15 protein-coding genes and 1 tRNA gene are annotated in these 19783 nt (G+C 63.7%); 8 read left to right on the top strand and 8 right to left on the bottom strand.

Annotated features, from left to right (window positions below; genetic code table 11):
- The first annotated feature begins 20 nt into the window (after positions 1 to 20).
- Positions 21 to 1418 (top strand): FAD/NAD(P)-binding protein, encoded by a 1398-nt coding sequence (locus ONG87_RS11115; protein ID WP_264381238.1) that lies wholly within the window; start codon positions 21 to 23, stop codon positions 1416 to 1418.
- 242 nt (positions 1419 to 1660) lie between these two features.
- On the opposite strand, the gene ONG87_RS11110 is transcribed toward ONG87_RS11115, so the two are convergent.
- Both ONG87_RS11110 and ONG87_RS11105 read right to left on the bottom strand, forming a co-directional pair.
- Positions 1661 to 2767, bottom strand: coding sequence for a Gfo/Idh/MocA family protein (locus ONG87_RS11110; protein WP_264381237.1), 1107 nt, complete (start codon positions 2765 to 2767; stop codon positions 1661 to 1663).
- 108 nt (positions 2768 to 2875) lie between these two features.
- Positions 2876 to 2961 (bottom strand) — tRNA-Leu (locus ONG87_RS11105).
- Positions 2962 to 3200: 239 nt separating this feature from the next.
- Between ONG87_RS11105 and ONG87_RS11100 the strand changes: the two genes are divergently transcribed.
- The 3 genes from ONG87_RS11100 to ONG87_RS11090 all read left to right on the top strand — a co-directional run bounded on the left by ONG87_RS11100 (position 3201) and on the right by ONG87_RS11090 (position 8426).
- A complete protein-coding gene (locus ONG87_RS11100; protein WP_264381236.1) occupies positions 3201 to 5471 on the top strand; it encodes an ATP-binding protein in 2271 nt (756 codons plus the stop codon).
- Between the two features lie 3 nt (positions 5472 to 5474).
- Entirely contained in the window at positions 5475 to 5936 is a 462-nt protein-coding gene (locus ONG87_RS11095) for a response regulator (RefSeq protein WP_122477893.1), read from the top strand.
- A 111-nt stretch (positions 5937 to 6047) separates the two neighbouring features.
- The gene (locus ONG87_RS11090) at positions 6048 to 8426 is read left to right on the top strand and encodes a response regulator (protein ID WP_264381235.1); all 2379 of its coding nucleotides are present in this window, start codon (positions 6048 to 6050) and stop codon (positions 8424 to 8426) included.
- 18 nt (positions 8427 to 8444) lie between these two features.
- On the opposite strand, the gene csrA (ONG87_RS11085) is transcribed toward ONG87_RS11090, so the two are convergent.
- Positions 8445 to 8639 (bottom strand): carbon storage regulator CsrA, encoded by a 195-nt coding sequence (gene csrA, locus ONG87_RS11085; RefSeq protein WP_122477896.1) that lies wholly within the window; start codon positions 8637 to 8639, stop codon positions 8445 to 8447.
- Positions 8640 to 8833: 194 nt separating this feature from the next.
- Between csrA (ONG87_RS11085) and ONG87_RS11080 the strand changes: the two genes are divergently transcribed.
- Positions 8834 to 9166, top strand: coding sequence for a hypothetical protein (locus tag ONG87_RS11080; protein WP_122477898.1), 333 nt, complete (start codon positions 8834 to 8836; stop codon positions 9164 to 9166).
- An 87-nt stretch (positions 9167 to 9253) separates the two neighbouring features.
- Here ONG87_RS11080 and csrA (ONG87_RS11075) read toward each other — a convergent pair whose 3' ends face one another.
- From csrA (ONG87_RS11075) to ONG87_RS11065, 3 genes are all read right to left on the bottom strand, one after another.
- Positions 9254 to 9451, bottom strand: a complete 198-nt coding sequence (gene csrA / locus ONG87_RS11075; protein ID WP_192137236.1) for a carbon storage regulator CsrA — start codon at positions 9449 to 9451, stop codon at positions 9254 to 9256.
- Between the two features lie 256 nt (positions 9452 to 9707).
- Positions 9708 to 11525: a glycoside hydrolase family 15 protein gene (locus ONG87_RS11070; RefSeq protein ID WP_264381234.1), complete on the bottom strand. Its 1818-nt coding sequence runs from the start codon at positions 11523 to 11525 to the stop codon at positions 9708 to 9710.
- Complete coding sequence (locus ONG87_RS11065; RefSeq protein ID WP_192049308.1) at positions 11518 to 12318, bottom strand: glucose 1-dehydrogenase; 801 nt, start codon at positions 12316 to 12318, stop codon at positions 11518 to 11520. The genes ONG87_RS11070 and ONG87_RS11065 overlap by 8 nt, the downstream gene beginning before the upstream one ends.
- Before the next feature lie 153 nt (positions 12319 to 12471).
- Between ONG87_RS11065 and ONG87_RS11060 the strand changes: the two genes are divergently transcribed.
- Positions 12472 to 12615 (top strand): hypothetical protein, encoded by a 144-nt coding sequence (locus ONG87_RS11060; protein ID WP_163007541.1) that lies wholly within the window; start codon positions 12472 to 12474, stop codon positions 12613 to 12615.
- 60 nt (positions 12616 to 12675) lie between these two features.
- Here ONG87_RS11060 and ONG87_RS11055 read toward each other — a convergent pair whose 3' ends face one another.
- Entirely contained in the window at positions 12676 to 15180 is a 2505-nt protein-coding gene (locus ONG87_RS11055; RefSeq protein ID WP_264381233.1) for an excinuclease ABC subunit UvrA, read from the bottom strand.
- 81 nt (positions 15181 to 15261) lie between these two features.
- Positions 15262 to 16299: a DNA topoisomerase IB gene (locus ONG87_RS11050; RefSeq protein WP_185793271.1), complete on the bottom strand. Its 1038-nt coding sequence runs from the start codon at positions 16297 to 16299 to the stop codon at positions 15262 to 15264.
- A 230-nt stretch (positions 16300 to 16529) separates the two neighbouring features.
- Between ONG87_RS11050 and ONG87_RS11045 the strand changes: the two genes are divergently transcribed.
- Together ONG87_RS11045 and ONG87_RS11040 are read left to right on the top strand one after the other, a co-directional pair.
- Positions 16530 to 17030, top strand: coding sequence for a CS1 type fimbrial major subunit (locus ONG87_RS11045; RefSeq protein ID WP_122477908.1), 501 nt, complete (start codon positions 16530 to 16532; stop codon positions 17028 to 17030).
- 82 nt (positions 17031 to 17112) lie between these two features.
- The gene (locus ONG87_RS11040) at positions 17113 to 19635 is read left to right on the top strand and encodes a CS1-pili formation C-terminal domain-containing protein (protein WP_264381232.1); all 2523 of its coding nucleotides are present in this window, start codon (positions 17113 to 17115) and stop codon (positions 19633 to 19635) included.
- The last annotated feature ends 148 nt before the right edge of the window (positions 19636 to 19783 follow it).

Genomic DNA, 19783 nt, shown 5'->3' with positions numbered 1-19783 from the left:
TCGTCCTTGAGAAATTACCCATGACCGATGTTGTATCCAGGCACGCCGATGTAGTGATCATCGGTGGCGGCTTGAGCGGGACCCTGCTGGCGGTGCAGTTGCTCAGGCAACCTCACGCACGGCGGATCGTCATCATCGAGCCGCGCCCCGAGCTCGGCCGAGGTGAGGCTTACAGTGCCACCGAGTTGGGGCACACCCTCAATGGCAACGCGGCGCGCATGAGCGTCGACCCCGACAACGCCGACGACCTGACCGAGTGGCTCACCCGGTTCATCGACGCCGGCGGGTGGCCGCAGTCGGCCGAGCAGTCGCTGCCGGTGGCGGAGCTGTTCCCGCCGCGCGGCATCTTCGGGCTCTATGCCCAGCAACGCCTGGCCGAGGCACGTGCAGCGGGTGCCCGGTACGGGGCCACGGCAGAGCATGTGCGCGCGCAGGCGATCGATCTGCAGACCCATGCCGAGCAGGTCGAGATCACCCTGGACAACGGCCAGGTGTGGTACGGGCGGCAGGCGGTGCTGGCCACGGGCATGTTTCCCGCCGCGCGCACCGCCTTGAAGGCGCCGGGTGGGCTGAACGCTGGGGCGGTCGACCCGTGGGACGTGCAGGCCATGCGTGGCCTTGACCGTCAGGCCCGGGTGTTGATCATCGGCTCGGGACTGACCATGGTCGATGCCGTGGTTTCGCTCGACCAGGCCGGCCATCGCGGGCCGATCACGGTGATTTCGCGGCACGGTCTGTGGCCTCATGTTCGTCGCCAGCCGCCGAGCTGGCCGGATTTCCTGGCGGCGGCCGACGATGTGCGCAGCCCGCGCCAGCTCATGGCCGAGGTACGCAAGCAATGCCGCCAGGCGCTGCAGCAAGGCGTCGACTGGCAGGCGCCGCTGGACACCGTGCGCGTGCATATAGCGCGGCTGTGGAGCCAAGCCAGCGAGCGCCAGAAGCGCCAGTTCGTACGCCATGTACGGCCCTGGTGGGAGAGCCACCACCATCGGTCACCGCCGCCCAGCGACGCGCTGGTGCAGAGGCTGATACGCGAGGGACGGCTGACCCTTCAGGCGGCCAGCTATCAGCGCGCCGACGGCACGACCCTGACCATTCGCCGCCGGGGCGAATCTGCCTCGGTGCAGCTGCACGGGGATGCGTTGATCAATTCCAGTGGTATCGAATATGACTGGCGGCGGGTCGACAAGCCGTTGCCGCGCCAGCTTCTGGCGCGTGGCTTGATCCGGCCGGGACCCTTGGCCCTGGGCATAGAGGCTGACGTCGATGGTGCTGTCGTGGACGCCCAAGGGCTGGTCGCCGAGCGACTGTTCGCCATGGGCCCGCCGTTGCGGGGGATGTGGTGGGAGAGTACCGCTGTGACCGACGTCGCGGCGCAGGCCAAACGCCTGGCAACGACCCTGCTGAGCCGCTGCTGAACCCGTAGTGCACCCGCCACACCGCCGCGCGCCCTTCGCGGCCACGGACCGCTCCTACAGGGATTGTGGTTCCTCTTTTCGGGCGGTTATCGGCTGTGAAAAGAGGACCCGGTACAGCCCACAGACCGCAGCCACCGTTTCGCGGCCACGGACCGCTCCTACTGGGGAACCCCAATCTTCGTAGGAGCGGTCGTCGGCCGCGAAGCAGGCGCTGCGGTCATTCAGGCAGATCGGTGCACTGCTCAGTCGTTGGGTTCAGTGGTATTGACGTACGGCGGCACCTTGGCCAGGGTCAGCAATCGCGCCTGATCGGCTTGGATGCCCTGACGCGGAGCCAGCGGCTCGAGCTTCTGGATCTCGCCGGTCTGCAGCGAGCGCTCGATGGCGGCCAGCACCCGCACGTCACGCCAACCTTCATCGCCATCCGCTTCAGGCTGGCGATCTTCGAGAATGCACTGAGAGAAGTACTCCGTCTCGCCGCCGAACTGATCGACCACCGGGAAGGTATGGGCCTGCGTTTCGCCGTCGATGATCGCGCGGTAGGCAATGGCGACGCCTTCACCGAAACCGAAGCAAGGCGACGCCTCGAACTCCCCCTTGCTGCCGATCAGCTGGAACCGCTCGGTTGCCGGCAGGCTGTAGCTGACGGTGAACGTAGCCTGACGCTGCTCGGAGAACCGCAGAGTCACACTGACGGTGTCTGGCGTGTTGATCGGCCGTCCGGGTGTTTGCGCACCAACGGCATGCACTTCCAGCGGCTCGCCGCCGAACAGGTTGCGCACGGCATTGAGCGGGTAGGGCCCCATGTCCGCCGCCGGGCCGGCCCAGAAGCCGCTTTTCATCCGGTGGTTCTCGGCATCGGTATGTTGCGTGAAGGTGGCGGTAAACAGCCGTGGCTCACCGATATCGCCGCGGCGCACGCGCTGGACCATGTCCACGGTGCCCGGCTCGCAATGCAGACGGTAGGCGATCATCAGCTTGGCGTTGCCACGCTCGGCAGCCGCATTGATTGCCAAGCAGTCTTCCTCGCTGGCAGCCATGGGCTTTTCCAGCAGCACATGGATACCGGCTTCGAGCGCCGGGACTGCGAATTCGCGATGACGGAAGTTGGGCGTGGCCAGGTAAATCGCATCGATCTCGCCCGACGCCAGCAGTTCGGGAAACTGCTCGTAGCTGTAGCTCTTGAGGTCATACATCGCAGCCAGTTCATCGGCCTTGATCGGGTCGCCGGTCACCAGTGCAGTCATCACCGAATTGCGGGTCTGGTCCACACCGGGCATGAACGCACCTTGCGAAATCCAGCCACCGGCAACCACGGCGTAACGAATTTTTCCCTGAGCATCAGGCATGGGTCGGGCCTCCTTGTGTCACCAGGCGAAATGCGTGGCGTATAGGAAGTCGGCAAGCTGAGAGGGCAGGAGTTCCCGAAGATTGGGAAGAGGGGGGAGAAATCGAGATGGTGCGAGGTGCGGGAATCGAACCCGCACAACCAAAGGTCGTCAGATTTTAAGTCTGATGCGTCTACCAATTTCGCCAACCTCGCATAGTCGCGCATCATACTGATTAGGCTGAGAAATGTCATGCGCTAATGGTTCGATGGCGCGGCCTGCAAAACATGCACCCGCAGTGGCTAAAATCAATTTGCCATTAATGAACGTAAAGCCTACATGGCGCGTCCTAATTTGCTAAGGTGGTAGCCGATTGTAAGTTTTTCACATGCCACGGTTGGCGACCATGCAATGGCTTGCAGCACCGCGCTGATAGGCCGCCAGGAGATCCACTGTGACATCACGCGAGACTTCGGTCCTGCTCGCCGCTGCCATCGAGCAGTGCGCGAGCGAGCCCATACGTACGCCGGGCAGCATCCAGCCGCAGGGTTTCATGCTGGTGCTCGACGCCGCCGCCCAGCGTGTGCTGCAGGTCAGCGACAACGTCCGCCATTGGCTGCAGCTCGAGCCTGCGCACCTGCTGGAAACGCCGGTCGCCGACCTGATCGAGCGAGGTGCGGCACTGTCGGCGCGCCTGGCCGCCTGGTCCGGGGAAGAACAGCAGCCATTTCATTTCGCCGATGTGCGCTTCGCCCAGGGCAGCCGTCGCCAGATTGCCACGGCGATGATGGTGCACCGCGTCGACGGGGTGATCGTCGCCGAGTTCGAGCCCGCTGCCGATGAGGCCCATGCCTATGGCGCCTTGTACCCAATGGTGCGGACGTTCATTGGCCAGTTGCACAACGCCCAGGACATTCTCGAGTTGTGCGAGCGCTCGGTGGTCGAGGTGAAGCGCGTGACCGGCTTCGGTCGGGTCAAGGCCTACAGTTTCGACGAGACGGGCAACGGCACCGTGCTGGCCGAGGCACGGGACGAGGGCTACCCCAGCTACCTGGGGCTATGCTTCCCGGCGTCCGATATTCCGCGTCAGGCCAGGGAGCTGTACTGCATCAACCGCATCCGGGTGATCGAAGATGCCAACTACCAGGCATCGCCGCTGATGCCGGCCAACAACCCCCTGACCGGCGAGCCGTTGGACCTCAGTCATGCAGCACTGCGCAGCGTTTCACCCGTGCACGTGCAGTACATGCGCAACATGCAGACGATGGCGTCGATGTCGATTTCCATCGTGGTCGACGGTCGGCTCTGGGGTCTGATCTCCTGTCACCACGACCAGCCTCATGCGGTCGGTTTTCAGACCCGTACCGCCTGTGAGCTGCTGGGCAGCGTCCTGTCGCTGCAGATCGAAACCAAAGCCGTCCATGCGCAGAACGAGCGCATGCTCGAACTGCGTCGGCAGATCGTCCAGTTGCTCTCCGCCATGGCCGACAGCGACAGCGTGCGTGCCGGCCTGCTGACGTTGCCCGAGACCTTTCTGGGCTTCGTCCGCGCCAGCGGTGCGGCGATCATCGCCGAGGCTCGCTGCGAGTTGCTGGGTGACACACCTCCGCAGGCGCTGGTCGATGCGCTGGCAGTGTGGCTGGCCGAGCGCGGCGGGCAGGAAATATTTCACAGCGACAACGTCGGTCGGGACCTGCCCGAGCTGCCCGAACTGGCGCGTTACTGCGGCGGTGTGCTGGCCGTGGCGATTTCCGAGATTCATTCCCACTATTTGATCTGGTTCAAGCCGGAGCAATCGCACACGGTGACTTGGGCAGGGCGGGCAGAAAAAAGCCTGGACAGTGCCGGTGTGCTCAATCCACGCGCCAGCTTCGATAGCTGGAAGCAGGAAGTCAGCGGCTTCTCAGGCCCCTGGGACGCACTCGAGATCGAAGGCGTACACGAACTGCGCACCGCCGTGCTGGGCATCGTCCTGCGCAAGGCCGAGGAACTGGCGCAGTTGGCGGGTGAACTGAAGAAATCCAACAAGGAGCTCGAGGCGTTCTCGTACAGCGTGTCCCATGATCTGCGTGCACCGTTGCGCCACATTGCCGGCTACGCCGAATTGCTGGCCGATTTCGAAGGCCCCAAGCTGTCCGAGCGAGGCTTGCGTTTTCTCGAACACATCGGCGAGTCGGCGCGGTTTGCCGGCACCCTGGTCGACAACCTGCTGAGCTTTTCCCAGATGGGCCGTTCGGCCCTGCGTTTCACCGACGTCGACCTCAACGCGCTGGTCGAGTCCATCCGCCTGGAGATGCAGCCCGATTACGAAGGTCGCGATCTGCAATGGCAGGTGGCGGCACTGCCGCGCCTGGTGGCCGACGCCGCGTTCGTGCACCTGGCGCTGCGCAACCTGTTGTCCAATGCCATCAAGTACAGCCGCACCCGCGAGCATGCGGTGATCGAAGTCGGCGCCTACCAGCAGGACGCCGAGACGATCATTTTCGTGCGTGACAATGGCGTGGGCTTCGACATGGCCTACGCCGGCAAGCTGTTCGGGGTGTTCCAGCGCCTGCACCGCATGGAAGAGTTCGAAGGCACCGGCATTGGCCTGGCCAGTGTGCGCCGCATCATCGAACGACACGACGGCCGGGTGTGGGCCGAAGGCGCCCTGGATCAGGGCGCCACTTTCTACATGGCGTTGCCGCGACGTACACATTCCGCCGGCACGAATCTACCGAGGTAAGCGATGCTCAAACCTATTCTTCTGGTCGAGGACAATCCCAAAGACCTGGAGCTGACACTGGTGGCGCTGGAGCGCAGCCAACTGGCGAACGAAGTCATCGTCATGCGTGACGGTGCCGAAGCGCTCGACTATCTGCTGCGCCGTGGCAGTCATGCGGCGCGTGACGCGGGCAACCCGGCGGTGCTGCTGCTGGATCTCAAGCTGCCAAAGGTCGACGGGCTGGAAGTGCTCAAGGTGGTCCGCGAAACCGAACAGTTGCGCAGTATTCCCACGGTCATGCTGACCTCATCCAGGGAAGAACCGGATCTTGAACGGGCTTACTCACTTGGAGTGAACGCTTACGTGGTCAAGCCGGTCGAATTCAAGGAATTCGTGTCTGCCATCTCCGACCTGGGTATTTTCTGGGCGGTCTTGAACGAGCCGCCACCCGGCTCGTCGCGAATCGTTCGTCGTCCCGGCTCTTGAGTCCTGCTCGCGCTGTGTGACGGTCGAGACCAACCACACCCAGCGTGCCCCACCCAATGGCGCACGGACGGCGCTAAGCGCGCCACACTCCAGCTACGTATTCGGATCTCTATGCCGCCCAAGCCTTTGCAACTGCTGTTCGTGGAAGACAGCCCCCTCGATGCCGAACTGGCGCTGATGACCCTTGAGCGCGCGGGCGTGGCCGTCGAGTCGACCCTGGTGTTCAATCATCAGGGTGTGGAGCACGCGCTGGCGGACGGTGCGTTCGACCTGATTCTGTGTGACTACATGCTCCCAGGCTCATCCGGCCCTTTGGTGCTGCAGGCAGCGCAGCGCCTGGCGCCGATGACGCCGTTCATCTTCCTGTCCGGGGTCTACGGCGAAGAGCATGCGGTCGAGATGATGCGCCAGGGCGCCATCGACTATGTGCTCAAACAGAACCTGAGCCTGTTGCCCCGCGCCATCCAGCGCGCCATGGACGAAGTTCACGAGCGTCATCGTCGGCGCGACGCGGAACGTTCCCTGCAGCATGCCGAAGTACGTGCGCACATCGCCACCAACGCGGCGCGCATGGGGGTCTGGGACTATGCGCCGCGCAGCGATACGTTGCTCTGGGACGAACGCTGCCGGGCACTGTACGAGCTTGACCCCGCTACCGAAGTCAACCTGGCGCTGTTTCTCGACTACTGCCACGACGAAGATCTGCCCGTGGTTCAGGAACGCATGACTGCGGCCCTGACGGTCGACGATGGGCGGTTGTTTCACATCGAGTATCGCGTGCGTCTGGCCAGCGGTACCCTGCGCTGGATTGCCAGCCACGGGCAGGCCTTCTTCGAAGAGGGTGCGTGCGTGCGTTTCACCGGCGTCATTCAGGACATCACCGAGCAGAAGCAAGCCACCCAGGCCCTCGAGCAGCTCAACGAGATGCTCGGTGAGCGGGTGGTCAAGCGCACTCGTGAGCGCGACCGCACCTGGGAGCTGTCCCGCGAGTTGCTGGGCGTGATGCGCTTCGACATGTCGCCGGTGTCGCTCAACCCTGCCTGGGAATCCACACTGGGCTGGACCCGTGAGCAACTGGGCAGTATCCAGCTGTGGGAGATCATTCATCCCGACGATCTTGCCGCGACCCGCCGCGAGACCGAGAACATCGCCAACGGCAATGTCTCGACCCGCTTCGTCAACCGCATGCGCCACGCCGACGGAAACTACCGTTGGTTGTCCTGGACCATCGTTCCGGACGAGGGGCTGATGTACACCGCCGTGCGCGACATCACCGGTGAGCGTGAAGTGCTGGATGAGCTGGCCGGTGCCAACCATCAGCTGCGCGAGCAGATCGACGAGCGCCAACGCATCGAGGCCACGCTGCACCAGCTGCAGCGCCTGGAAGCGGTCGGCCAGCTGACGGCGGGTGTGGCGCACGACTTCAACAACCTGCTGACGGTGATCCTGGCCAGTACCACCTTCATTGCGCGCGATTTCGAGAAAGGCAGGACCGAACGCATTCAGGGCCGCCTGCAGAACATCAAGGAGGCGGGCGAACGCGGTGCCAAGCTCACCGGTCAGTTGCTGTCCTTCTCCCGCCGCCAGCGCCTCGAGCCGGTGGCGGTGAACCTCAACGGTACCGTGGAAGGCATGATCGAGCTGTTGCAGCGCACTCTGGGTGGCAGCATCTGGATCGAAACCGACACAGCGCCCGACCTGTGGAATGCATTGGTGGATCCGACCCAGACCGAGATGATCATTCTCAACCTAGCGATCAACTCCCGCGATGCCATGCCCGGTGGCGGCACCTTGCGCCTGTCCACGGCCAACGAAACGGTGAGCATGGCGGCGCAGCGTCCGGAAGACCCGGAGCCCGGCAACTACGTGGTGCTGTCGATCCAGGATTCGGGTACTGGCATGAGCCAGCAGGTGGTGGCCAAGGCCTTCGAGCCGTTCTTTACCACCAAGGAAGTGGGCAAGGGGTCAGGCTTGGGTCTGGCTCAGGTGTTCGGCTTTGCCAAACAGTCGGGTGGGGGCGTGGCGATCATGACCTCGCCGGGCTACGGCACCACGGTGAAGGTCTACTTGCCGGGCGTTCCGGATCAGCTTGTGGCGCACGCAGACGAGCCTGCCTATATCGCAGTCGCTCAGAACGAAGGCGAGCGACGGACCATCCTGCTGGTCGACGACGACCATGGCGTGCGCGAGGTGACGGCGACCATGTTGCAGAGCCTTGGCTACAGCGTGATCGAGGCCGACAGTGCCGAGCAGGCGCTGAACAAGTTGGACCCCAGTGTCGACCTGGTGCTGACCGACTTCGCCATGCCTGGCACCAATGGCGGGGAGCTGGCGCACATGATTCGTCGCCGTCACCCACGATTGCCGATCGTGTTCGTGACCGGTTATGCCGAGCTCGAGGGCCTCGATTCCGAGCACTATCCTTTGGTACAGAAACCCTTTCGCGAACAGGACCTGGCGAGCAAGATCAGCGCTGCCTTCCGTGCCTAGCAACGGCTGCCGGCCGACTCAGCGGCCAGTTGCCTTGGGCACCATGGGTACGCCGGCCTTGATGCGTTCGTAGATTTCCTGACGATGCACCGCCACGTCCCGTGGCGCATCTATGCCCAGGCGGACCTGACCGCCCTTGACGTCGATGATGGTGATACGAATATCGTCTTCGATAACGATGCTTTCGTCGGTGTTGCGCGTCAATATCAGCATGATGGAATCCTTGCGCTCGAGGGATTTCGTTCCTGGCATCTCTGATTAGTGACGTATGCCGTGTGGGAATAATTCCCTTCGATGCGCATTTGTCGTCGGCGAGATTTCCTACCGCTGGGTTGTACTGAACCACGGCGCTTGTAGAGGGTCGGTTATATAAGGCATCGCCTTGATTACCCACAAGAGGTAGGCATATGACAGACGTAGAATTGGAAACCACCAAGCAGTTCATGGAATGGGAAGACTCGTCAGCGAATTATCTGGACGAGCAAGTTCGCCATGAGGAAACCCTCAAGAACGGCTGCCGTATCGTGGTGCGCGCACGCAAGATCGGTGAAGACAAAATCTCGGTGTTCTTCGGTACTTACGGCGTGGATGGCCGGGTGATCAAGGAACAGACCGAAATCCGTGATGGATTGACATGTGCCAAGGACGCCCTGGCGTTCGCCACGGACAAGGCGAAGCGTCATGCAGGCGGTGGGGCAGGGGCTCCGGACGACAATCATCACCAGGCAACGCCTGTCTGACGTTGTCAGCGGTGACTTCGCGCCGCTGTGCAGTCTGGCCAAGGCCAGCTGCATGGCGGCGTTCGAAGGACCGCGGCAATCGGCCGATCAGGCCTGGCCATTTTCCTTTTCCGGTGCAGGGCTGCCTGCCTGGATACGCTTGAAGATCTCTTCGCGATGTACCTGTACATCCTTCGGCGCATCGATGCCGATTCGCACCTGCATCCCTTTCACGCCAAGGATAGTGATCTTGATGTCGTCATGAATGACGATGCTTTCGCCTACCTTGCGGGTGAGTATCAGCATGAACGGCTCCTTGATTCCTTTGCTTAGAATTTATCCGGTGTTTGTAGGGTGTCGATTGCTACCTGAATACGGACGCAACGTGACAAATTTAATTCCCTCGAAGCGCCCTGTTTGTGGATACGCGGCAGTCATGGCACAACGAGTGGCACTAGGCGCCAGTATGGCGTGGTTCTGTACAGGCGCCTAGCAGATTGGCATTACGTTTGGTTTATCGGGGCGATAGTGGCACTCTTGCCACCATCGCTAAAACGAAACCCTAGGGTTGCCACTGGGTACGCTGGCCACTCAGCTTCCTGTCAAGAAAGCTGGCGGCGCTGATCAGAGCCAGATGGCTCAACCCTTGGGGGGTATTGCCCAGGTGATGGCCATGCCGATCGAACTCCTCGGCGAACAGCCCCAGCGGGTTGGCATAGCGCAACAACTGCTCGAACTCCAGATGCGCCTTTTCCACCTGGCCAGCCCGTGCCAGGCACTCCACATACCAGAACGAGCAGGCGGTGAACGCACCTTCGTCGCCGGGCAGGCCATCATCCTGGCGGTAGCGGTAGACCATGCCGTCACGCACCAGCGTGCGCTCGATTGCCTCGAGTGTGCTCAGCCATTGCGGGTCGCTGGCACCCACGAAACGCACCAGTGGCATCAACAGCATGGAACCGTCGAGCTCGACGCTGCCCAGCTTCTGTACGAAATGCCCAGCATCGGCGTTCCAGAAATTGGTCCAGATGTCGTCGTGGATCGCCTGGCGTTCCCTGTCCCAGCGCTCGAATGGCGCTGGCAGCGAGCGTTTCTCGGCCAGACGCAGGGCGCGATCGAGGGCAACCCAGCACATCAGGCGTGAATGCAGGTAATGCTCGGGCGGGTTGCGCATCTCCCAGATACCGACGTCCTTTTGATGCCAGCTGCTGCACACCTTGTCGACGATGTGGGTGACGTGCTTCCAGCCCTGGTGAGAAATCGCCTCGCCATACTTGTTGGCCAGGTACACCGCATCCAGCAGTTCGCCGTAGATGTCCAGCTGAACCTGGTCATGTGCACCGTTGCCGACCAGCACGGGCCTGGCACCGCCGTGCCCGCCCAAGTGATCGAGCTCGGATTCGGGCAGCTCTTCGCGTCCGTCCAGGCCGTACACCACGCCCAACCGGGCAGGCTCGTCGCAGCATTCGCCGACACGGTCGCGCACCCAGCGCATGTAGTCGTTGGCCTCGGTGGTGAAACCCAGGCGCATGAAGGCGTACACGGTGAACGATGCATCGCGGATCCAGGTATACCGATAGTCCCAGTTGCGCACGCCACCGGGCGCTTCGGGAAGACCGAACGTCGCGGCGGCGATGATCCCGCCGTGTCGACGTGATGTCAGCAGTTTCAAGGCCAGTGCGGAGCGATCGACCATCTCGCGCCAGCGACCCTTGTAGTTCGAATGGCCGATCCAGTTGCGCCAGAATGCCAGGGTTTCGTCCAGGCATGCCTGGCCTTCACCGGCACGCACCATCGGGTCTTCGGCGCCGCCGAGGATGAATTCGGCGCATTCGCCTTCCTTGAGTTCGAACACGGCGATGGCGCTGTGCGCCTCGATGCGCAAAGCCTGGGTTGCCGACAGCCGCAAGGTGGGCCGGCCTTCGGCGCTGAAGCAGACGTCCTCGCCGCTGGCGTGGGCCTGGGTATCGGCGCGGCTGTAGTCGTGCCGAACCCGGCAGCGCAAGCGGATGGTGGCAGTGCCGTTGCGTACTTCTACCCGACGTATCAGCCGGGGCAGGGCGTCGGCCTCTGCGGCGACCGGCATCAGGTCGGTGACCTCGACCACTGCGTCCTGGTCGATCCAGCGGGTTTGCAACACGTTGCTGTCGGGCAGGTAGATCTGTTGGCGACGCGCGCCGGGCAGGTCCGGGGCGAGTTCGAACACACCTGCGCGATCGCAGTCCAGCAGGGCCGTGAAAATGGAAGGGCTGTCGAATTCCGGCCAGCAGCAGAAGTCGATACTGCCGTTGTCCGCGACCAGCGCGGCGCTGCGCATGTCGCCGATGATGCCGTGGGCCTCGATCGGGCTTTGCAGGGTGCTGCAGACGTCTTCAGCCATTGTTTCGGAACCCCGGATACAAGCTCATGCCACCGTCGATGAACAGCGTGGTGCCGTGCACGTAGTCACTCAGATCGGATGCCAGCCAGACGACCGCGTTGGCGACGTCGTCGACCTCGCCGACACGGCCGTAGGGAATCAGTTCGAGCAGCTTCTTCTCGGCGTCGCCTTGGGTGTTTTCTTCGTTGATGGCGGTGCGAATCGCGCCAGGGGCGATCGAGTTGACGCGAATGCGCTGCTCGCCGACTTCCTGGGCGATGCTGCGCATCAGCAGATCGATGCCGCCCTTGGAGGCGGCGTAGTTGACATGGCCGGCCCAGGGAATCAACTGGTGCACCGAGCTCATGTGGATGATCTTGCCGGCCGCCCGCGACAGCCAGGAGCGCGGGCCCTGTTTCTGGAACTGTCGCAGGGCAGCGCGGGCACAGAGGAATTGGCCGGTGAGGTTGACCTCGATCACCTTGTTCCAGTCGGCCAGGGTCATGTCGACCGTGGCAGCATCGCGCTGCAGGCCCGAATTGGCGACCAGAATATCCAGTGCGCCGTAGGTGTCGATGGTGGCGGCGAAGAGTCGCTCGACGTCGTCTTCCTTCGACACGTCCGCGCCCACCGCAATGGCTTTGCCACCCCCCTCGCGGATCTCTGCAACCAGGCGTTCGGCGGGCTCGGCGTGGGAATTGTAGTTGACGACCACAGCGGCCCCGGCGGCGGCCAGTGCCTTGGCGGCAGCGGCGCCCAGGCCGGAGCTGGCGCCGGTGACCAGGGCAACCTGTTTGTCCAATGAAATCTGCATCCGGGATGATCCTCCAATAATGGCGTTTCAATGCTGACTGGCGATGCGGTGCGGGAGTTCAGCGCAGAAACGTTTGGGCACGAATGCCGAAGGCAGCTGCCTAAATCAAGTACCGGCTCGATGAGCCGTCCAGCCCCTGCCAGGAGAGACACCGTGGACAAAGAATCCAAGCGTGAAGACCTCGACCACAAGCCGGAAAATGCCGGCAAGGTGGGTGAGCAACACAAGCGCGCCAACCAACAGGGCGAAAAGGCCCGCAGCCCGTCCGACGAAGGCCAGAGCAAGCCGGTCGGTTGAAGCAACCCTGGGCAGCCCCGCGCGCTGGGGCTGCCGCTATGTGTGCTCAGTGGACAGCCGCTATACAGGTTCCGCCAGTGCGCTTTGCAGATAGGTTGCAGTGCGGCTGGCGCTGACCTTGGCCACGTCTTCCGGGCGTCCGGCGGCCACGACTTTACCGCCTTGGTCACCGGCCTTCGGGCCGATGTCGATCACCCAGTCCGCCTGCGCTACCACGCGCATGTCGTGCTCCACCACGATCACGCTGTTGCCGGCATCCACCAGATGATTGAGTTGCTGCATCAGCCGGTCGACGTCGCTGGGGTGCAACCCCGTGGTCGGCTCATCGAGCACGTAAAGCGTGGCGCCCCGCTGGTTGCGCTGCAGCTCGGTAGCCAGTTTGATGCGCTGTGCTTCACCGCCGGAAAGCTCGGTGGCCGGTTGGCCCAGGCGCAGGTAACCCAGGCCGATGTCACGCAGCACGGTCAGTGGACGCAGCACTGCCTGCTGCTCGGCGAACACCTCGCACGCCTGATGCACCGTGAGCTGCAACACGTCGGCGATATTGCGGCCTTGCCATTTCACCGCCAGGGTCTTGGGGCTGTAGCGCGCGCCATGGCAGGTCGGGCAGGGGCTGAACACGCTGGGCATGAACAGCAGCTCGACGCTGACGAAGCCTTCGCCTTCACACTCGGGGCAGCGCCCCTTGGCCACGTTGAAAGAAAACTGCCCGGCATCGAAACCGTGCCGCTGCGCATCGGGGGTGGCCGCGAACAGCTTGCGCACGGCGTCGAACAGCCCGGTGTAGGTGGCCAGGTTCGACCGCGGCGTGCGACCGATAGGCTTCTGGTCGACCTGCACCAAGCGCTTGATGCTGTGCATGCCTTCGACGATATACCCCGATTCGGTCTGCGGTACGGCGTCTTCGAGCACGTCCTCGACATCTTCGCGAGCCTGGCCCAGATGCTCGCCCACCAGTTCCAGCAGCACCTGGCTGACCAGGCTCGATTTGCCCGAGCCGGAAATCCCGGTGACGGCCGTGAAGCACTGCAGGGGAAAGTCGGCAGCGACTTTGTGCAGATTGTTGCGGCTGACGTCGGCCAGCTTCAGCCAGCTTGCGGTAGGCCGACGCGGGCGCGGCAGCGGCACGGCGCTGCCGTACAGGTAGGCACGGGTCTGCGACGCGTCGACCTGGGCCAGCCCTTTGGGCGGTCCGCTGTACAGCACCTGGCCGCCTTGCTCGCCCGCCAGTGGCCCGACATCCACCACCCAGTCGGCGCGGCTCATGGTGTCCAGGTCATGTTCAACCACGAACAATGAATTGCCTGCCGCTTTCAGCCCCTGCAGGGCGGCGTGCAACGATTCGCCATCGGCCGGGTGCAGGCCGGCGGTCGGTTCGTCCAGCACATAGACCACGCCGAATAGCTGCGAGCCCAGCTGGGTGGCCAGGCGCAAGCGCTGCAGCTCGCCCGAGGACAAGGTGGGCGTACTGCGCTCCAGCGCCAGGTAGCCCAGGCCAAGGTCGATGAGGGTGTTCAGGCGACCCAGCAGGTTCTGCGCAAGCTGTTCGGCGGCCAGGCGCTTTTCTTCACTGAGCTTCTTGCCGACTTGCTTGCCCTCGGCCACCGGTTTGAGTTTCTGCGCCAGCTGGGTGAGCGGCAGTCGCGAGAACTCACCAATGTCCAGCCCGGCAAAGGTCACGCTCAGTGCTTCCGGCTTGAGCCGCTTGCCTGCGCAGACTTCGCACGCGGCACCGATCATGAATTGACTGACGCGCTTCTTCATCAGCGCGCTTTGCGAGTGGGTGAAGGTGTGCAGCACATAGCGTCGTGCGCCGGTGAAGGTGCCCTGGTAGCTGGGCTCCAGCTTGCGCTTGAGCGCGTCGCGGGTCTGCGCCGGGGTCATTCCGCCGTACACCGGCACCGTCGGCGTTTCCTCGGTGAAGAGAATCCAGTCGCGCTGCTTTTTCGGCAGGTCACGCCACGGCACGTCGACGTCGTAGCCCAGGGTCACGAGGATGTCGCGCTGGTTCTGGCCCTGCCAGGCTGGCGGCCAGGACGCGACCGCGCGCTGGCGAATGGTCAAGCTGTCGTCGGGCACCATGGTTTTTTCGGTGACCTCGTACACCCGGCCCAGGCCATGGCAATGCGGGCATGCCCCCTGTGGCGTGTTGGCCGAAAAATCTTCGGCGTAGAGCATGGCCTGGCCAGGCGGATAGGCGCCGGCCCGCGAATAGAGCATCCGTACCAGGCTGCCCAGGGTGGTGACGCTGCCCACCGACGAGCGTGTGCTCGGCGTGCCGCGCTGCTGCTGCAAAGCCACGGCCGGCGGCAGCCCCTCGATGCTGTCGACATCGGGCACCCCGACCTGATCGATCAAGCGCCGGGCGTAGGGCGCCACCGATTCGAAATAGCGCCGCTGGGCTTCGGCGTACAGGGTGCCGAAGGCGAGAGACGACTTGCCCGAGCCCGACACCCCGGTGAACACCACCAGGGCATCGCGGGGAATATCGACGTCGACGTTCTTGAGGTTGTGTTCGCGCGCGCCGCGCACTTGGACGTAGCCGCTGGGAGCGGTAGGTTTCATGAAAAGCCTTGGAATGTATGAGCGTTGCTATAACCGACCGCAGTGGCCACGCACAATTCCGGTGGTCGTTGCAGCGCTCGCTCAGGCCGCAGCCACCAGCCGCTCCAGGAACGTGGCCAGGGCCACTTCTTCCAGGCGCAGCCCCTTGCGCTGACGCGGCTTGGGCAACTTGGCCAGCTCGCCCATGACGAAGTGCTCCAGCACCTTGGGGTGGATGTAGCACTTGCGGCACACCGTAGGGGTATTGCCCAGTTGCCTGGCCACGGCCTTGACCATGTCGACGATGTGCTGCTTGGCATCGGGTTCGGGCTGCCAGTGCAGCTCGCGCAGCATGGCCAGCGCCAGCGCGCTGCCGGCCCAAGTGCGGTAATCCTTGGCGGTGAAATGCGCGCCGGTGATCTGGTGCAGATAGGCGTTCACGTCATGAGAGCTGACGCTGTGGCGTTCACCATGCTCGTCCAGGTACTGGAACAGGTTCTGCCCAGGCAGCTCCATGCAGCGTTTGACGATGGTGGCCAGCCGACGGTCCTTCACCGTCACGGCGTGTTCGACGCCACTTTTGCCGCGAAACTGGAACGCGATGGTATGCCCCTTGACCTCCACGTGCTTGTTGCGCAGCGTGGTCAGTCCATAGGACTTGTTGTCCCGGGCGTACTGGCTGTTGCCAACCCGAATCAGCGTGTTGTCGAGCAGCGAGACGACCGCGGCCATGACCTTGTTGCGGTCCAGGCCCGGCGCAGCCAGATGTGCTTCCAGCTGCCGGCGCACCTTGGGCAGCATCTTGCCGAACTCGATCATGCGCGAATACTTGTCTTCGTCGCGCACCTCGCGCCAGCGCGGGTGATAGCGGTACTGCTTGCGGCCGCGGGCATCGCGCCCGGTGGCCTGCAAATGGCCTTGGGGGTCGGCGCAGATCCACACATCGGTATAGGCCGGTGGAATCACCAGTGCATTGATGCGCTTGATCTCGTCGGCATCGGTGATGCGCTCGCCGCTGGCATCGAAGTAGGCGAATTTGCCGCGCAGGGTCTTGCGGCGCAACCCTGGCTGGTTGTCGTCCACGTAATGCAGGTCTGGCGGGAGTACAACGGTCTGAAGGTCGTCTTCGATGTCAGGCATGGCTCGGCTCAGTGAAGGTACTTAGCCTTGTAGACAGTAGGAATCTTTCGCCGTGCAGTCAGACAGATCGCCCGTATTGTCAGACTCGTCACTTCATCGGTCAGACCTGTCTGACAGCCAAGCCAGCGAGGCTTCGGGACAATGTCGCCCATCGAGTTGAGCGCCGCTCAGCCGTGAACGCTGCGGCCAATTCGATCCATCGTCCCTATGCCCAAGCTGGAGAAGTCCCCATGAAGAAAATCTACGCCGCGTTCCCATTGGCTTGTTGTCTGGCCAGCCCGGTGTGGGCTGCCGATCAAATCGAAAAGCAGGTCACGGTGACCGCAACGGTTCCCACCGCTGCCTTCTTCGTCGAGCCCATCGGCGGCAACTGGATGAACGACCCACAGGACATGGCCTACAACTCGTTCACCAAGACCTTCGCACCGATCCGCAAGCAGCTGCAGGCCAAGAACACCGCCGCCGGCGGTATCAGCGCCAAACTGATGCGCCCGGCGGTGATCGTCAGCGGTGCCGACCAGATCCCCCTCACCGTGTCGGTAGGCGGCAAGAGCCTGAACCACACCACTGCGCAGCTGGTGGTCACCCAGGCCGATGCCCAGGCCGGCAACGGCGCCGTGGTGGACTTCCAGATCGCCTCGGCACTGGCGGCCGGTACCGCACCGAACGCAGGCAACTACCAGGGTGAGGTGAACATGATGTTCGAACCCGGTCCAGTCGTTGCGCCCTGACCCAGCATAGACCCCACCACCCACGCGCTTCCTGGCCATCCACCCGTGCTGGGCCGCGAAGCGCGTTCACGAAAAGACCTGCATGTTCAAGACTACCTCATTGGCCAACGCCATCGGTGTGGCGCTGGGCGCGGGCTGCCTGCTGCTCGGACCCGTGCCGGCGCACGCCGCCAACACGCCGCCTGCCCTGGGGATCCTCGGCCAGGCCCAGGGCCTGCCGGCAGATTTCGCCGAGCATTTCTTCGATGTCCCGCTGGCAGTGCGTGTCGATCTGGACGGCCGCCTGCTGGGCGAGGCGCTGGTGGTGCTCGGCCGTGACGACACGCTGCAGTGGCTCGAGTACACCGACACCAGCGAAAGCCGGGAGACCCCGGTGGTACGGCAACGCTGGGCACAACGGTTGAGCGAGGGCGTGAGTCTGGGCAGCTGCACGACACAGTGCACCGATGGCTTGGTGGCCGTGCATTACAGCCTGGTCAACTCGCAGCTCTCGTTGCTGACGCGCGCCGTCGAGCAGACCACCGATGTCCAGCGCTACCATGCCTTGCCCGAGCAGGCCGAGCACGGGCTGATCCTGCGCAACCAGCTCAACCTCAGCCAGGCAGGCGATGAAACCGTTGGCCGCTACGCCGTGCAAGGGGTGGGCAGTGTCGGCGACTGGAGCACCCAGGCCAACCTGCAGATGGACAAGACCAATTTTCATGGCCTGCGCCATCGCGTGGACCAGCTCTATGCCGAACGCATCGAGCGCGATCGTTTCCTGCGCCTGGGGTATTTCGACCCGGTCGCCCAAGGCCTGATACGCCAGCCTCGGTTGATGGGCAGCACGGCGCAAACTGCATTGGGGGTCATGCTCGGCAGCAGCGACACGCTGTACATCGACAATGGCACAACCAGTACCACGCCCATCTATGTCACGCCCAGCCGGCCCGGTACGGTCGAGATCTACCGCAATGGCCAGCTGATCAACACCCAGGCGGTGCAGCCGGGCTTGCAGACCCTGGACACACGGGTATTGCCCGGTGGCATCTATGCGGTGGAAGTGCGCTTGCTGGAGGACGGCCAGGTGACGTCGCGCAGCAACGAGTTCGTGTACAAGCCCAGTGCCTGGCGCAACCCGGAACAGCGCTGGCGCTACAACGCCTACGTGGGTCGGCAGAGCACGCTGTTCAGTAACTGGGAGCAAGACCCGAACGGCGGGCTGGCTGCCGGCGTGATGACCAACTACCTGATGCATCCCCGGGCAATCGTGGGGCTTTCGGCGCAGCAGGTCGATACGCAGACGCAAGTGGGAACGTCACTGGACTGGGATGCCCTGGACCGCCTCAAGCTGTATGGCAACCTGTACCGCACCGACCGTCGCGGCAATGGCTACGACCTGCAGGGCGTGTGGAGCCATGGCTCGGGCAATGTGGTGCTCAACCACAACCGTGCCTGGCTGCACCCCCAGCGCGAACGCGGCGACAGCTACTACGTGGACCGCCGCGAGCCCGCTCGGCTCACCACCCAGACCTCGCTGTCGGTCAGCCATCGGCTCACCCGCAACAGCACGCTCACCGCCCGGCTCAGCCGAACCGACGGGATTGAAGCCGGCAATGCACTGGACCTGGGCTGGGCACGTTATGGCCAGTTCATGGGCACCGACGCCAACTGGCGAGTTTCGCTGTTCGACCGTCCCGGCACCGCCAGCACCGACGACCAGCGCAACCGCGGTATCAACCTCACGCTCAGCATGGCGCTGGGTGGGCCGGGCAAGCGCTTGTCTGCCAGCCTGGGCACCCGCACCGGGCGCGACGGCGAACGCGATCGCAATGCCTCGCTCAGCTACCAGCAGGACATGGGGCAAGGCACGCTGCGTACCTTGGGCGGGACCCTCAATGCCGACCGCTACGGCACCGGGCTGGGGGTCAACGCGGGGTTCCAGAACAGCGCCATGTACGGCGATGCGTTTGCGCTCAGTTCTTCCTACAACGGCCAATTGTCTTCGGGCCTGAACATTGAAAGCACCTTGGCGCTGGGTGATGGCAAGGCTGCGTTCAGTGGTGAAGTCATGCCCCACGACGCCAGCCTGATCGTCGACCTGGAGTCGGACGTCCCCGGGCTCGAGCTGCGTGCCGATGACCACCTGGGCGGCGCTGCGCTGCTGCGTCCCGGGCGCAACGTGCTGCCGGTGGGTGCCTATCGCGCTGGTCACGTGCAGCTGGGCTTCGACAAGCAGGACCACCTGGCGGCCGACATCCAGCCGCCGACCCTGGACTACCACCTCAACAAAGGCGCGGTGCAGTACCGCCAGTTGAAGGTGGTGCGTACCGTCACCGTACTGGGTCGGGTCGTCGACCACGAGGGCAGGGCACTGAAAGGGGCGCAGGTGATCAACCATGCCAGCCGCAGCGTGACCGAAGCCGATGGCTTCTTCGCACTGGAAATGAGCGAGAGCAATCCGACCCTGGAGATCCGCCAGGGCGGCGTCCAGCGCTGCCTGCTGACCCTCGACACCCACACCAGCAAGCGCGAGCAGGATGTGCTGCTGCTGGGTGATCTTGCATGCGTCGCCGAGGGCGTTGCCGCCCTGACGACACCGAAACCGACAGGAGAGGCCGGATGAACGGCATTGTCGCAAAACATCGGTCACGTGCCCTGCTGGCCTGGGCCCTGATGGTTCTGGCTGCACCTGCGTGGGCTGCCGACGTTGTGCTTTCTGCTGTCTACGACGCTACACAGCAGGGCTTCAGGACCACCACACCGGTTGCGCG

It is taken from the genome of Pseudomonas sp. MM227, assembly GCF_947090715.1.
Classification (GTDB): domain Bacteria; phylum Pseudomonadota; class Gammaproteobacteria; order Pseudomonadales; family Pseudomonadaceae; genus Aquipseudomonas; species Aquipseudomonas baltica.
This window is presented reverse-complemented; position numbering and strand designations above follow the sequence as displayed.